This is a genomic window from Methylobacterium sp. 391_Methyba4 (assembly GCF_029691625.1).
Classification (GTDB): domain Bacteria; phylum Pseudomonadota; class Alphaproteobacteria; order Rhizobiales; family Beijerinckiaceae; genus Methylobacterium; species Methylobacterium fujisawaense.
Genome location: NZ_CP121475.1, coordinates 2,519,994 through 2,534,002, shown reverse-complemented (window position 1 = coordinate 2,534,002; position 14,009 = coordinate 2,519,994). Strand labels below are relative to the sequence as shown.

The window sequence follows — 14,009 nt, the reverse complement described above, 5'->3', positions numbered from 1 at the left end:
GCGAGCAGCGGAGCTGTAAAAGCTATGCGGTTAAAACTAATCCGCTGCGGCATCCGTGCCGTGCGCCGGGACACATCCGTCCGGCCCCGCGCGCTTTCAGCGCCCACCGTTGTATTCGGGCAACGATGGCTTGCCGCCGAAGATCACCTGGCTCGGGTCGCGCTCCAGGCTGCGCACCGTGCGGTTGAGGGTGCTCAGGGTCCGCTGCCCGTCCCCCGACAGGGCCTCCACCTCCCGGCGGCCGGTGCCGCTGAGCCGTCCGAAACTGGTCGCGATGCTGGCGGTGCGCTTGTCGAGGTTCTCCGACATGGTCCGGAACGCCTTGCCGGCGTCGCGCACCGAGATCGCCGCCGCGCGGATCTCCGAGAAGGTGCTGGAGCCCTCCTGGCCGGAGGCCGAGCCCAGGAAGCTCTCGGCGCCGTTGAGCACCGCGTCGATCTTGTCGGCCGAGGCGCTGAGCTTGCCGGCGAGAAGCCGGGCGTCGTGCAGGCCCGCCTCGATGTCGGGGCTGGCCTTGGACAGGGCCGCCGAGAAGCGGTCGGCATTGTCGATCACGCGGCCGAGCTTCGCACCGTCCACCGCCTTGACCAGGGCGGAGATGTTGGGGCCGGCATCGGCGAGCGTCTTGGAGAAGGTCTCGACATTGGACAGCGACCGGTTGATCGCCCCCTCGTTGGCGGAGACGAGCCTGTCCAGGCGAGCGAGCATGTCGTCGGCCCGCTGCGCCACCTGACGGGCCAGTGCCATCATGTCCTGCATGTCGGAGGAATCGGCGAAGATGGTCGGCGGCTCGCCGTTGGCCATCGGGGTCAGCACCGGCGCGTCGGCGTTGCCGCCCGACAGGGAGATCACCGAGACGCCGGTGAGCATCGCCGAGTCGAGGCGGGCGCGGGTGTCGGCCCGGAGCGGGGTCGCGGGATCGACCTTGATCGTGGCGAGCACCCGGCGGGGATCCTGCGGAGCGAGGCGGATATCGGTGACCTCGCCGACCTTGATGCCGTTGAAGTTCACGCTCGATCCGCGCGAGAGCCCCCCGACCGAGCCGGAGAAGACGATGCGGACGATCTGGCTGACCTGCCGCGACGAGCCGCCGGAGAGCCACAGCACGGTGCCGAAGCCCGCCAGGATGACGGCGATGGTGAAGGCCCCGATGAGGGCGTAGTTCGCGCGGGTTTCCATGCGCTCAACCTGCGGTTCTGGCCGGCGGGGATGCGGCCGGGCCTGTGGCCCCGGCCCCCGGAGGGGAGCAGGGCGGGATCTGGGTGGGACGGTGATCAGGCATCGGGTCAGGCATGAGCCGATGCGCCGCCCGTCGCGATGGTCCGGGCACGCTTGCCGTGGAAGTAGGAGCGCAGCCAGGGATGGTCGCTCGCCAGCATCTCGTCGATCGTGCCGGCGGCGATGATCTGGCCGTCGCCGAGCGCCGCGATGCGGTCGCAGGCGGTGTAGAGGCTGTCGAGGTCGTGGGTGACCATGAAGACGGTCAGGCCCAGCGTTTCCTTGAGGGTCGAGACGAGGTCGTCGAACTCGCCGGCACCGATCGGGTCGAGGCCCGAGGTCGGCTCGTCGAGGAACAGGATCTCGGGGTCGAGGGCCAGGGAGCGGGCGAGCGCCGCGCGCTTGATCATGCCGCCCGACAGCTCCGAGGGCAGCTTGTCGGCCGCATCGGGCTTCAGGCCGACCATCTCGATCTTGAGCCGGGCGAACTCGTCGAGGAGGCGTTCGGACAGGTTCAGGTGCTCGCGCATCGGCACCTGGATGTTCTGCTTGACGGTGAGCGCCGAGAACAGGGCCCCCTGCTGGAACAGCACGCCCCAGCGCTGCTCCATCCGGCGCCGCTCCGCGTAGGTGAGCTCGTCGACGTCCCGGCCGAACACCTCGATCGTGCCGGCCCGCTTCGGGTTGAGGCCCAGGATCGTCCGGGTGAGCACCGACTTGCCCTGGCCCGAGGGCCCGACGAAGCCGAGGATCTCACCGGCGCGGATGTCGAGGCTCAGACCCTTCAGGATGTTGCGGTCGCGGAATCCGACCACGAGGTCGCGCACGCGGATGATCGGGGCGGGGGCGGTCATCGGGTCGGCCTCAGAAGTCGATCGCGGCGAAGAACACCGCGAACAGGCCATCGAGGACGATGACCATGAAGATGGACTTCACCACCGACGCGGTGACGTGGCGGCCGAGCGATTCCGCCGAGCCTTCGACCGCGAAACCCTCGATCGTGGCGATCACCCCGATGGTCAGCGCCATGAACGGCGCCTTGATCAGGCCGACCATGACGTGGTGGACGCCCACCGCCGCCTGGAGCCGGACCAGGAACTGGTCGAGGGTCAGGCCGCCATAGAGCATCGCGGTGAGGCCGCCGCCGGCGAGCGCCGCGAGGTCGCCGATCAGCGTCAGCATCGGCAGGCCGATCATCAGGGCGAGCACCCGGGGCACGATCAGAATCTCGACGGGGTCGAGGCCCATGACCCGGAGCGCGTCCACCTCCTCGCGCATGCGCATGGAGCCGATCTCGGCGGTGATCGCCGAGCCGGAGCGGCCGGCGACCATGATCGAGGTGAGCAGCACGCCCATCTCGCGCAGGATCAGCAGGCCGATCAGGTTGACCACGAAGGTCTGGGCGCCGAAGCGCTGGAGCTGGAAGATCCCCTGCTGGGCGACGATGCCGCCCACCAGGAACGAGATCAGCACGATGATCGGCGTGCCGTTGAGCGCCACCTGCTGGATCTGGTTGATCAGGGCGTTGCCGCGGAACGTGCCGGGCCGCAGGGCGACGCGTCCGCAGGCGGCGATCAGCTCGCCGAGGAAGGCGAGGGCGGTGACGAATTCATGGCCGCCCTGCACCGTCTGGCGCCCGGTGGCATCGAGAAGGCCGACGACCGGGCCGTGCCGCCGGGGCGGCGGCGCGTCCGGCTCGCGCAGGCGAACCTCCCCCAGAAGGGTGCGGTGCTCCGGCCGTGCGTTGAGATAGGTGAGGGCGCCCCCCGCCTGCTCGATCTCGGCGCGGGTCCGCTCCAGAACCCAGGCGCCGAGGGTGTCGAGGCGCTCGATGGCCGACAGGTCGACCGCCACCGGCCCGGCGCGGCCGGCCGCCGCGATGCCCGCGGCCGCGGCCTCGACGGCCGGGCCCTGGTCGGCGGTCCAGCGGCCGTCGAGCGTCAGACGGCCGTCGGCCGTCCGGTCCCGCAGCGCGGCGCCGGCCAAGGCGCCGGGAACAGTGCCCTCGCTCAGCAACACCCATACTCCTCGATCGAGGCACCACCCTGCCCGGCGGTTATGACGACATTACGGTTGACGATCCGTCTCCAACCTCACCCCTGAAGCGCGGCGTGAGGCCAGGGCGAGCCCCAGGCCCGCGGCGGCGAGCGGCGCCATGAGCAGGAAGGCGAGGGGGCCGCCGGCCCGGTAGGCGACGCCGCTGCCCAGGGTCGCGACCACCGAGATCCCGGCATTGACCGCGCTGAGCGTGCCCTGCGCCCGGCCCCGGGCGCCGTCCGGGGCGTAGGCCGAGACCGCCGCCATGGCGCCGAGTTGCGTCGCCCCGAAGGTCAGGCCGTGGAGGCATTGCAGCGGCACCAGCGCGGCGAGATGGTCGCCGAGGAGGAACATGCCGACCGACCGCAGGATCGCCGCGACGGCCCCGGCACCGAGGAGCCGCACCGGGCTGCGCCAGGCGGCGGGCATGGCGGGCAGAGCGGCGAACAGGGCGATCTCGGCGAGCACCCCGGTCGCCCAGAGCGAGCCGACCCAGGCCGCCGGGATCCCCTGGCTGATCCAGTAGATGCTGCCGAACCCGTAGATCGCCCCGTGGCTCGCCTGGATCGCGGCCGCCGCGCCGATGCATAGCCACAGCTTCAGCGGCAGCCGCGGCCGGCCGGCTCCCGCCGCGGACGGCGGCAGGGCCGCCACCGCGCGGCTGCGCCACGCCACCAGCGCCGCGCCGAGGGCGAGGCCGGTCAGCAGCAGCGGCACGGCGAGCCGCCCGCCCAGCGCCGTCAGAAGCACTCCGCCCGCGAGGTTCGCCAGCAGGAACGCGACGGAGCCCGCCATCCGGATCCGCGAATAGGCGAGGCGGGAATCCCCGCGCACGGCCGCGAGGGTCAGGTAGTCGATGCAGGGCACGAGGGGCGCGCCGGCGACCGCGTTGAGCACGATGAGCGCGGCGAGCCACGGCCAGGCGATCCCGGCTGCGGCGGGCATCAACGCGTAGGTCAGGCTGAGCGCGAGGCTGCCGAGCAGGATCAGCCGGCGCGGGCCCAGGCCCCGGTCGAGCAGGCTCATGAGCGGGGCCGTGGCGGCGATCCGCGTGGCGATCGGCAGCGCGAGCAGGAGGCCGATCACGCTTGCATCGAGGCCCAGGGCGTCGAGCCACAGGGGCATGAACGGCATCGCGATGCCGATCTCGGTGAACACCACGGCGTAGAGCAGCGACAGGCGCGCCGGGCCGGACGGGCGGGGCAAGGCGGGTCTCGACGGGAGGGGCGGGGGGCGTAGGCCGTCCGTAAGCGCCCGTTAAAGGGAGTCTGTCAAATTCCCGGGGATTGGCGCGCACCTGGGCGGGCCGCTACCGCGCCCGCCGCCAGCGTCCAGAGAGGCCCATGTTCGGTTCCGTGACTCCGAGCGCGCATGCGTCGGCCGAGTACGAGGCGATTGAGGCGACGATCAGCGCCAGCGAGCGCGGCCGCTGGTTCCTCGCCGAATACGCCCGGCGCAACCGGGGCCCCGAAACCGAGGTGCTGCTCGGAGCGATCGCACGGCTGGAGCGGAGCGTCACCGCCGACCGCGGGCAGGAGGCTTTCGGCCACCTGCGCGGCAACCTTCTCGACATGGCCGACGCGATCAGCCGGACCAAGGGCGAGATCGCGGCGCTCAACGCCCCGAACAGCGACGAGACCCGGCTGACGCAGGCGTCGCTCGCCCTCGACGCCATCGTGCGCGAGACCGAGCAGGCCACCTCCGACATCCTCAGCGCCGCCGAGTCGATCCAGGAGGCGGCCTGGACCCTCCGCGAGCATGGGGCCGACGCGCAGGCCTGCGACGCCCTCGACCGCCACGCCACCGCGATCTACACCGCCTGCTCCTTCCAGGACCTGACCGCGCAGCGCACCGCCCGGATCGTCTACACCCTGCGCTACCTGGAGGACCGGGTCTCCGCGATGATCGCCATCTGGGGCGAGGACGCGGTGCGGGTGCCGCCCCACCGGAGCGCGCGGCCGGCCGGCGAGCCGGCCGATCTGAACCAGAGCGACGTCGACCGCTACATCGCCATGGACGTACCGGCCATCACGGTGGCCGCCCTCGTGGCGCGCCCCGGCAGCCCGGCGCTCCACGAGGATCTGGTGTTCCTCCCGGTCTCGGCGGAGGCCGAGCCGGATGCGGAAGCACCGGAGCGGGTCGCGGATTCCGAGCCGGAGGCCGTCGCGGCGCCGGTCGACGAGATCGAATTGGTGGCCGACCTGGTGGCCGACCTGGACACCGTTCCCGGGTTGGCCGACGAGCCCGAGACTGTCTCGCCCCCTGACACCGGCACCTTCGCCGAGGCCGCGCCGGAGCCCGACGCCGCGCCGGAGCCCCACGCCCCGCTCGGAGCGGATATGGCCGATCTGGCCTGGGGCGAGGCCGTCGCGGCGGCCCCCGAGCCGGCCATGCCGCCGGAGGATCCGGCCCTGAGCTTCGCCGAGATCGCGGCGCTAACGCCGGAGCAGCGGCTCGCCCTGTTCGCCTGACGACTTCCGAGCGAGGCCGACGCGGCGCCGGCCATCCGCGCGCATGGAAGACCGCGCCGCCGCATCCGCCTGAGGCGGTTCGGCAGGCGCGTCCCGACGCGGACCCTGCTATCAGGGCCGCCCCCGGCAATCCCGAGCAAGCACGTCCGTGGCCCTGCACCTGATCAAGCTCTGCGTCGGCCCCGCCACCATCGCCGACCTCGAGGCCCGGCAGGCCCGGTTCCGGGAGGAGGCGCTCCGGGACGGCCGGCCCGCGGCCCCGTTCCACGTCACCCGCACCCTGCCCAAGCGCCACCGGGAGATCACCGGGCACGGCTCGATCTACTGGGTGATCCGGGGGACTCTGTCCTGCCGGCAGGCGATCACCGCGATCGAACCGCTGACCGGCGAGGACGGCATCCCGCGCTGCCGGTTGGTCTTCGATCCGCGCCTCGTCCCGGTGGCGCCCCGGCCCTGCCGGCCCTTCCAGGGCTGGCGCTACCTCACGGCGCGCGACGCGCCGGCCGACCTCGGCGCCGAGGCGTCGGGGGACCTCGCCGAGATGCCCGAGGCCCTGCGGCGCGAGCTGGTCGGCCTCGGCCTGCTGTGAGGATGTAGCGCCCCCCACCGCTCAGTCCCCCGCACGCCCTCCTGAGGCCCCGGCGCACGGCGGTGGCCGCGAAGGAAGCCCTCCAGACGGCGCTGCGATCCCTGCATCCCTGCGAGGCCTGCTGCCGCGGGCCCCTCAGGTGAGAGAGAGGGTGGGACAGCTCTCACCCCGGCCTGCAAGCCGCCGGAGCCATCTCGGCCCCGGCGGGATCCGTCCTACGCCCCGTCGAAGCGCCCGCTGGCATGGGCCAGCATCGTGTAGACCTTGCCGGTCTCGGAGGTCAGGTAGGCATCGGTGCGCTTGGCGTCGCTGTCGTTCTTGACCACGTCGCCGAGCAGGCGCTCGAACTCGCTGACGTAGCGGTCGACGCTGCGGCGGAACTCCGCATCCGACCGGTACCGGCGCTGGATCTCCGCGAAGGTCGCCCGGCCCTGCGGCGTGTAGATCCGCGGGTCGAACAGGTTCGGCTCGCCCCGGCGGTACCGCTCCCACAGGTCGACCGCGGTCCGATGCTCGATCATCTTGGCGATGTCGGTCGAGATCGTGTCGAGGGCGATCCGCCCGGTCTCGGCGGCCGCCACCGCGGGCCGGCGGGCCGGCTGTGCGGGGGCCGGCGCGTCGGCAGCGGGCACCTCCTCCTCGTCGTCGTCCAGCGAGGCGCGGGTCAGCAGGTCGGACAGCCAGCCGCGCTTGTCGCCGGCCTGTGCCGGGCGGGCGGTCGCGGAGGGGCGGGGCGCCTCGATCCGGGCCGGGGCGGCGCGCGCCGCCGCGGGGGCCGGGAGCGCCGGGGCGGCGGAGGCCGCCGGTGCGGCCGAAGGCGCGACCGAAGGCGCGGCCGCGGGGGCCGCGGCGGACGCGGCCGCGACGGCGCGGCCCCCGCCTTCCGCGACCCGGCGCTGGGGCTGGGCCTGCGGCTGGGCGACGTCGACCGAGCGACCGGAGCGGGAGACCAGGGACGACAGCTCGTTGAGCGCCTTGATCTGGTCCGCCACCACCCGGCGCATCTCGCCGGTGGCATCCTGCGTCTCGCGCGGCAGCTCGAGGACGCCCTTGGCGAGTTCGGCGCGGGTCGCGTCGAGTTCGCCGCGGATCGAGCCCGCCATCTCGCGCAGAGCCGAGAAGGAATCGCCGAAGCTGGCCTGGGCCTCCTGGAAGCCGCTGCGCATCTCGCGGGCCGCCTCCTCGATGACCTGCCGGACGCCCTGGGCGGCCTTCTCGCCCTCGGCGCTGGCGCTGTCCTTCAGGTCGGCGAAGGCGCTCGTCACCGAGGCCCCGGCGCCCTGGGCCGACTGGGCCAGGGACTCGCCGACGCTGCGGGCCCGCTCCTCGGCGGCGCGCAGGGTCTGCTCGATGGTCTGCGCCAGGGCGTTGCCGTTCTGCTCCAGGGCGGCGGCCCGGGCCTCGAAGGTGGCCAGCGCCTCGGTGAGCTTGGTCTCGCGGCCCGACAGGGCCGAGTCCAGGCGCTCCTCGATGGCCGCCAGGGAGGCCGCGGCCCGGTCGAGGGCCGCCACGTGCGCGGCGGTCTGCTCGCCGAGGGAACGGCCGCGGCCGTCGAGGGTCTCGGCGAGGCGCGAGGCCTCGCTGAGCGCCCCGTCGGCGGCGCCGCGCAGGGCCTCGACCTGGGCCGAGACGCCGGCGCTGGCGCGACCGGTCTCGGCGGCGATGCGCTCCAGGGCCCCCTGGACCTGCTCGATCCGGCCGGCGAGACCCCGCTCGATCGCGCCGAGGTTGGTGTCGGCCCCGGCCACGAGGTCGGTGAGCGCGGTGTTGGCAGCCTCGATCCGCTGCAGCAGGCTGCCGAGTTCGCGACCCATCCGGTCGTTGGTCTCGAACAGCTCCGAGAGGGTGCGGCCCGCGCCGTCCTCGACGGCGGCGCGCAGCAGCTCGGCCGAGGCCCGCGACTGCACGGCCAGTTCCTCGGTCCGCGCCCGCAGGCTCTCGGCCAGGGGCACGCCGGTCTCGGCGAGCGCCCGCTCGATCGCCTCGGCCCGGTCCGCGAGCGCCCGGGACAGGTCCATCATCGGCCCGTCGATGGCGCCGCGCAGGCGCTCGACATGGCCCTCCAGGCTGTCGCCGACCGCGCGGCCGCTGCCCTCGACGCTGGCGACGAGCGCGCCGCCGCGCTCCTCGATGGCGCGTACCAGGGTCTCGGCGCTCTCGGCGAGGCGGCGGGACAGGGCCTCGCCGCGGGCATCCACCAGGGCGCCGAGCGCCGTGGCACGGCGCTCGAACCCGGCCCCGAGGGCCTCGGTGCGGGCGTCGATCAGGCCGGCGAGCGCGGCCTCGCGGCGGCTGAGGGTCTCGGCCAGCGCCGCGTTGTGGGCGTCGACCTGCTCGGCATGGGCCCGCGCCCGCTCGTCGAGGGCGGCGACCAGGGACGCCGTGCGCTCGTCCATCAGGCCCGCGAAGGCCTCGTGGCGGTCGTCGAAGGCGGTGGCCAGGGTGTCGGCGCGCTGCGCCACCAGGGTCGCGAACAGCCGCATGCGGCTGTCGATGCGCTGTGTGAAGGCATCGGCGCGGGCGTCGACGCCACGGGCCAGGGCCTCGCTCTGCGCCTCCACGGCCTGCGCCAGGGCCGCGGTGCGGCCCTCGACGATGCCGTCGAGATCCCGCAGCCGGGTGTCGAAGGCCTCGACCAGGGCGCCAGTACGACCCTCGACGACGCCGTCGAAATCGCGCAGCCGGGTGTCGAAGGTCTCGACCAGAGCGCCGGTACGGCCTCGGACGACGCCGTCGAGGTCGCGCAGCCGGGCGTCGAAGGTCTGAACCAGGGCGCCGGTGCGACCTTCGATGACGCCGTCGAGATCCCGCAGCCGGGTGTCGAAGACCTCCACGAGGGCGCCGGTACGGCCCTCGGCCGCCGCCACCAGGGCCTGGCTGCGGTCCTCCAGAAGCCCCTCGATGGACGCGCGCGCCTGCTCGAAGGTCGACCGCAGGGTCTCGATGCGCGCGTCGACCCGCTCGGACACGTCGCGGCCGGTACCTTCGACCAGCGCGCCGAGGCGGTTCTGCACCCGATCGAACAGGGTCTGCAACTCGCCCGTCCGCTCCTTGAGAGTTTCGGCGAGCCGGTTCTCGCGCTCCTCGAGCAGGCCGGCGATGGCCGGGTTCACCCCCTCGATGGTCGCCTGGAGCGCCTGGGTGCGGTGCTCGATGGTCCCGGCGATCTGGCGGCCGCGGTTGTCCACGAGGCGGTCGATCTCGCCCTGCGCCCGCTCGAACAGGCCCTGAAGGTCCGAGAGGCGGGAATCCAGCAGGTCCGCCATCTGGGCGGGTGCCGCGTCGAGGGTCGCGCGCAGGCCCTCGGTCCGGGCCGCGATGGCGTCGGCGACGTCCTGGCCGCGTCCGTCCACGAGGTCGCGCAGGCCGGCCTGAGCCTCCTCGAAGAGGGTCTGCAGGCGCTGCGTGCGCGCGTCGAGGGTGGCGGCGAGCTGGCGCTCGCGGGTCTCGACCAGCGCCGAGACGGCGGCGGGCGCCTCCTCCAGCACCGCGCGCAGGGATTGGATGCGGGCATCGACCGTGGCTGCGAAGCGGCCGCCGCCGCCCTCGACCACGCCGTCGAGGGCCGCCTGGGCCTCCTCGAACAGGGTGCGCAGGGCCTGGGCCCGGGCGGTGAGGGTGTCGGCGAGGCGGTTGCCGCGGCCGTCGACCAGGCTCTCGAGATGGCCGAGCCGCTCGTCGAACAGGCTGCCGAGCTGGCGGGTCCGTTCGTCCAGGGCGCCGCTGGCGGAGCCGAACGCGCCCTCCAGTGCGGTGACCAGCGCCTGCCCGCGGCCGTCCAGCGCGGCGTGGATCGGGCCCATGCGGCCGTCGAGGGTGGCGGCCAGGGTGCCGGCGTGGTCGTCCAGCATGACGCGGATCTGGTTGGTCCGGTCGTCCAGCAGGGTGTGGACCGAGCGCACGCCCTCGTCGAGCAGGCCGCTGATGTCGGCGGTGCGGCTCGACAGGGTGTGGCCCAGGCGGCCCTCGCCGGCATCGAGCATCCGCTCGGCATCCGCGATGGTCTGCTGGAGCTTTGCGAGCACGCTGTCGCCGCGCTGGTCGATCAGCTCGGCGAGGGAGGTGCCGCCGCGGTCGAGCAGACGGGCCAGCTCGGTGATCCGGCCGCCGATCGCCCCGAACACGGCGCGGCCCTTCTCGTCGAGCTCGCCCGACATGGCGGCGATGCGCTCGTCGATGAGACGGCCGAGGAGGTCGGCGCGCTCGGCGAAGGCGGCGTGCACGGCCTCGGTGCGGGCGGTCAAAGCCGCGTCGGCGCTCTCGGTGCGCTCGTCCACCAGCCGGACCATCGACTCCGCACGGTTCGCCAGCGCGGACTCGAGGCCGCGGGTGGCCTCCTCGATGGTGCCGGTGAGGGCGCGGACGCGCTCGGCCATGGCGCCGTCGAGGCCGCCGGTCCGATCGGCGATCATCGCCACGAGGTCGCGGGTCCGGCCGGCCAGCTCCTCGTCCACCGCGCGGGTGCGCGCCTCGATGAGGCGGATCGCCTCGAAGGCCTGCACGCCGAAGCTCTCGTCCACGAGGCGGGCACGCTCGTCCAGGGTCTCGGCGATCGCCTGCAGGCGGCCGATGACGCCGGTGTCGAAATGGCCGGCGCTCTCCTCGATCCGGCGAGCGATCTCGCCCGTGTGCCGGGCGATGTCCTGGCCGAGGCCGTTGGTGCGGCCCTCCAGCATCTCCATCAGGCCGCGATGGCCCTCGGCCATGACCCGCGCCATCTCGTCGGTCCGGGCGCGCAGCGCCTCGTCCGCCGCGCTGGTGCGGCTTCCGAGATGACCGTCGATCTGGCCGACGAGGTCGGCCACGGTGGCGGCGATCGCGGCGGCCCGCTCCGCGGAGCGCGTCTCCAGGCCCCCGAGATGGGTCTCGATCAGGCTGCCGGCCTCGCGGGCCCGGGCCGTGATCGTCTCAGCCACGGCCTCGCCCTTGCCGGTGAGGAGCCGGTCCATCTCCTCCAGACGGGCGCCGACGGTCTCGCCGAGGGCGGCGGTGTCACGGCCGATCCGGTCGGCCAGGATGTCGCCGCGGGCGATGGTCTCCTGCAGGGCGGCGAGGCGGCTGCCCAGCGTCTCGTCGATCGCCCGGACCCGGCCGTCGGCGGTCTCGGCGAAGCTCGCACCGGTCTGGCTGAGGGTGTCGGCGATGCGGGCGCCCTGGCTCGCCACGGCGAGCACGATGTCGCGGCCGGTGCCGCTGATCCGGGCCTGGGTCTCGTCGGCATGGCTGGCGAGCAGCTCGGCGACGCCGCGGCCATGCGCGCCGAAGGCCGCTTCCATCTCGCCGATCCGGGCGGCGAGGTCGGCCGAGATCGCGCGGGCGGCCTCGGCGAGGCTGCCGGTGGCGTCGCCGGTCCGGGCGGCGAGTTCGCGGTTGAGGTCGTCGAGCGCGGCGCGGACGGCCGATACGGCGGCCGTGCCGCGCTCGCCGAGTTCCGTGCCGGCGCGGTCGGCGGCGTCGCGGAACCGGGCGGTGAGGATCGCGGTCTCGGCCTCCACGGCGCCGGTGACCTCGCCGGAGGCGGTGCGCAGGGTCTCCAGGGCCGCGGTGAGCCGGGCGGCGGCATCCCGCGTCTGCGTCTCGGCGGCCTGGCCGGCCTGATCGGCGGCGGCGCGCAGAGCCGCGGCGGCCTCCTCGGTGCGCGCCGACAGGGTGGTGGCGGAATCCGCGACCCGGCGCTCGAACACCCGCACGGCCTCCAAAGTCCGGGCCTCGACCGCGCCGGTGGCCTCGTCGGTCGTGCCGCGCAGGGCGCTGGTGGCCGCCTCGGCCCCGCGCTGGAGCGCCGCGACCGCCTCGGCGGTGCGGCCGTCGATCTCGCCCGACAGGCTCTCGACGGTGCCCCGCAGGGATTGGACCGCCGAGGAGGCCCCCGCCTCGAAGCCCTGGCCCAGGGCCGCGAAGGCGGCCTCCAGGCGCGCCGCCACCGTCTCGGTCCGGTGCGCGATGCTGCCGCCGGCCTGCTCAGCCGCGGCGGCGACCCGGTGCTCCAGGTCCGCGGCCCGGACCGTCACGGTCTCGTCGAGGCGCGCCGCGATGCCGTCCATCCGCTCGGCGAGGGCGCTTCCGCGCTCCGACAGCCCTTCGGCGATCCGCTCGGCGGTGCCGACGAGGTCGTCGCGCACGGCGCCGGCACGGGCCGTCAGGGTCTCACCGGCGCCGCTGGCCGCCAGCGCCAGGGCAGCCTGGGCATCGCGCCCGCGGCCCTCGATCGTCTCGGCGACCGACAGGCCGGCGCTCTCGATCTCGGCGCGCAGCGCGAGGCCGCGGCCGGCGATGTCCTGGGTGAGGGCCGAGCCGGTCTCGGCGAAGCGGGCGGTGATGTCGGCGCCCATCGCGCCGAAGCGCTCGGTCAGCTCCGAGCCCCGGGACAGGAAGACGGATTCCAGCCCCGTCACGGATCGCTCGAAGCTCTCGCGCACGGTGCCGGCCTGGCGCTCCAGCGCGTCGCTGACGCGGCTGCCGGTCTCCTCCAGGGTCCGGGTGAGGGCGCCGGCATTCTCGGACAGGCGATCGGCCAGGGTGGTGCCGGCGGCCTGGAAGGCGCCGGTCGCCGCGCCGGCGCGATCCTCGAAGCTGCGGGTCAGGGTCTCGCCGACCTCCTGGATGGCGCCGCGCACCTCCTGGCTGGTGGCCGCGAGGGTGTCGACGAGGTCGCTGCCGCGGGCGGTCATGAGGTTGACCACCCGGTCGCCGGCCTCGCCCAGGGAGGCGGTGATCGCGGCGCCGCGGGTCTCCAGGGCGCCGGTCACCCGCTCACCCGCGCCGGTCACGGCCGAGACGATCCGGTCCGAGGCGCCTTCCAGGTCCTGGCTCAGGCTCTGGTGGGAGCCGGCAATGGCGCTGCGCACCCGGTCGGCGTTGGTGACGATCGCCTCGCGCTGGGCCACCAGCTCGTCCACGAGGGAGCGGATGCGGATCTCGTTGTCGGAATAGGCCCGCTCCAGGGTGGCGATCTCGCCCCGGACCAGGGTCTCCAGCTCGCCGGCCCGGGCGAGCGCCCGCTCGACGCCGTCGCCCACCGCCGCCACCTCGCGGCGCACGGTTTGCGACATGGTCAGGACCGCGTCGGTGGAGAAGCTCTCGGGCTCGGCCAGACGCACCGCGACCTCGCCCACCGCACGGGCGACGAGGCGCATCTCCTGGGCGCGCACCGCCAGCATGGCGGCGATCACGAACAGCACCACCGGGCCGAACAGCGCCGCGGCGCCGACGCTCGCCTGCAGGGCGGAGAGCCCCGACACGACGGCGCGCAGGTCGCCCTCGGACTTCGACCACGCGATCAGCACCAGGGCGCCGATCCAGACGGCGCCGGCGGCGAGCGCGAGCAGGTAGGGCTTGGGCGAGGAGCGCACCCGCAGGGTCTGCTGCAGGATGCCGATGTTGCGCCGGTCGTCGTTGGCCACCAGCGAGCGGTCGGGGGGCAGGAGCCCGCCCTCGCGGCGCGGGCGGTCCAGGCCCGGCGGCGGCAGGTCGGAGGCGAGCGGCGGGTCGAGATCGAGGCGCGGCGGCATGGTCCGCCCGGCGGCATCGAGGCCGCCGTCGAGCAGCGGCTCGGCGTCACCCACATCGGGCAGGCGCGGCTCGGCGCGGCCATCGGTGCCGTTCGGCGTCAGGGCGTCGAGGTTCAGCGCCTGCTCGATCGCAGAGAGCGCGGCCTCGGCCGGGTCCTTCAGCTTCTTCTCGGTCGCCATTCA

7 protein-coding genes are annotated in these 14,009 nt (G+C 74.3%); 2 read left to right on the top strand and 5 right to left on the bottom strand.

The genetic code is table 11. From position 1 onward, the window contains the following. Positions 1-96: 96 nt before the first annotated feature. The 4 genes from P9K36_RS11730 to P9K36_RS11715 form a co-directional block, all read right to left on the bottom strand. Positions 97-1,179, bottom strand: a complete 1,083-nt coding sequence (locus P9K36_RS11730; RefSeq protein WP_043757166.1) for an MlaD family protein — start codon at positions 1,177-1,179, stop codon at positions 97-99. A gap of 107 nt (positions 1,180-1,286) precedes the next feature. Then, positions 1,287-2,072 carry an ABC transporter ATP-binding protein gene (locus tag P9K36_RS11725; RefSeq protein ID WP_170861809.1) on the bottom strand — a complete coding sequence of 262 codons (786 nt, stop codon included), beginning with the start codon at positions 2,070-2,072 and terminating at the stop codon, positions 1,287-1,289. 10 nt (positions 2,073-2,082) lie between these two features. Beyond that, entirely contained in the window at positions 2,083-3,234 is a 1,152-nt protein-coding gene (locus tag P9K36_RS11720) for an MlaE family lipid ABC transporter permease subunit (protein WP_170861811.1), read from the bottom strand. A 51-nt stretch (positions 3,235-3,285) separates the two neighbouring features. Continuing rightward, a complete protein-coding gene (locus P9K36_RS11715) occupies positions 3,286-4,461 on the bottom strand; it encodes an MFS transporter (protein ID WP_278307106.1) in 1,176 nt (391 codons plus the stop codon). Positions 4,462-4,598: 137 nt separating this feature from the next. Between P9K36_RS11715 and P9K36_RS11710 the strand changes: the two genes are divergently transcribed. Beyond that, positions 4,599-5,726, top strand: a complete 1,128-nt coding sequence (locus tag P9K36_RS11710) for a hypothetical protein (RefSeq protein WP_043757162.1) — start codon at positions 4,599-4,601, stop codon at positions 5,724-5,726. A 148-nt stretch (positions 5,727-5,874) separates the two neighbouring features. Beyond that, positions 5,875-6,315 carry a DUF1489 domain-containing protein gene (locus tag P9K36_RS11705; protein ID WP_043757161.1) on the top strand — a complete coding sequence of 147 codons (441 nt, stop codon included), beginning with the start codon at positions 5,875-5,877 and terminating at the stop codon, positions 6,313-6,315. A gap of 215 nt (positions 6,316-6,530) precedes the next feature. Here P9K36_RS11705 and P9K36_RS11700 read toward each other — a convergent pair whose 3' ends face one another. Next, the gene (locus P9K36_RS11700; RefSeq protein WP_043757160.1) at positions 6,531-14,006 is read right to left on the bottom strand and encodes a hypothetical protein; all 7,476 of its coding nucleotides are present in this window, start codon (positions 14,004-14,006) and stop codon (positions 6,531-6,533) included. Between the last annotated feature and the right edge of the window lie 3 nt (positions 14,007-14,009).

Excerpts from the sequence above, each read along its gene's own strand:
- P9K36_RS11730 (WP_043757166.1), bottom strand. The coding sequence starts at position 1,179 with ATGGAAACCCGCGCGAACTACGCCCTCATCGGGGCCTTCACCATCGCC.
- P9K36_RS11725 (WP_170861809.1), bottom strand. The coding sequence starts at position 2,072 with ATGACCGCCCCCGCCCCGATCATCCGCGTGCGCGACCTCGTGGTCGGA.
- P9K36_RS11710 (WP_043757162.1), top strand. The coding sequence starts at position 4,599 with ATGTTCGGTTCCGTGACTCCGAGCGCGCATGCGTCGGCCGAGTACGAG.
- P9K36_RS11700 (WP_043757160.1), bottom strand. The coding sequence starts at position 14,006 with ATGGCGACCGAGAAGAAGCTGAAGGACCCGGCCGAGGCCGCGCTCTCT.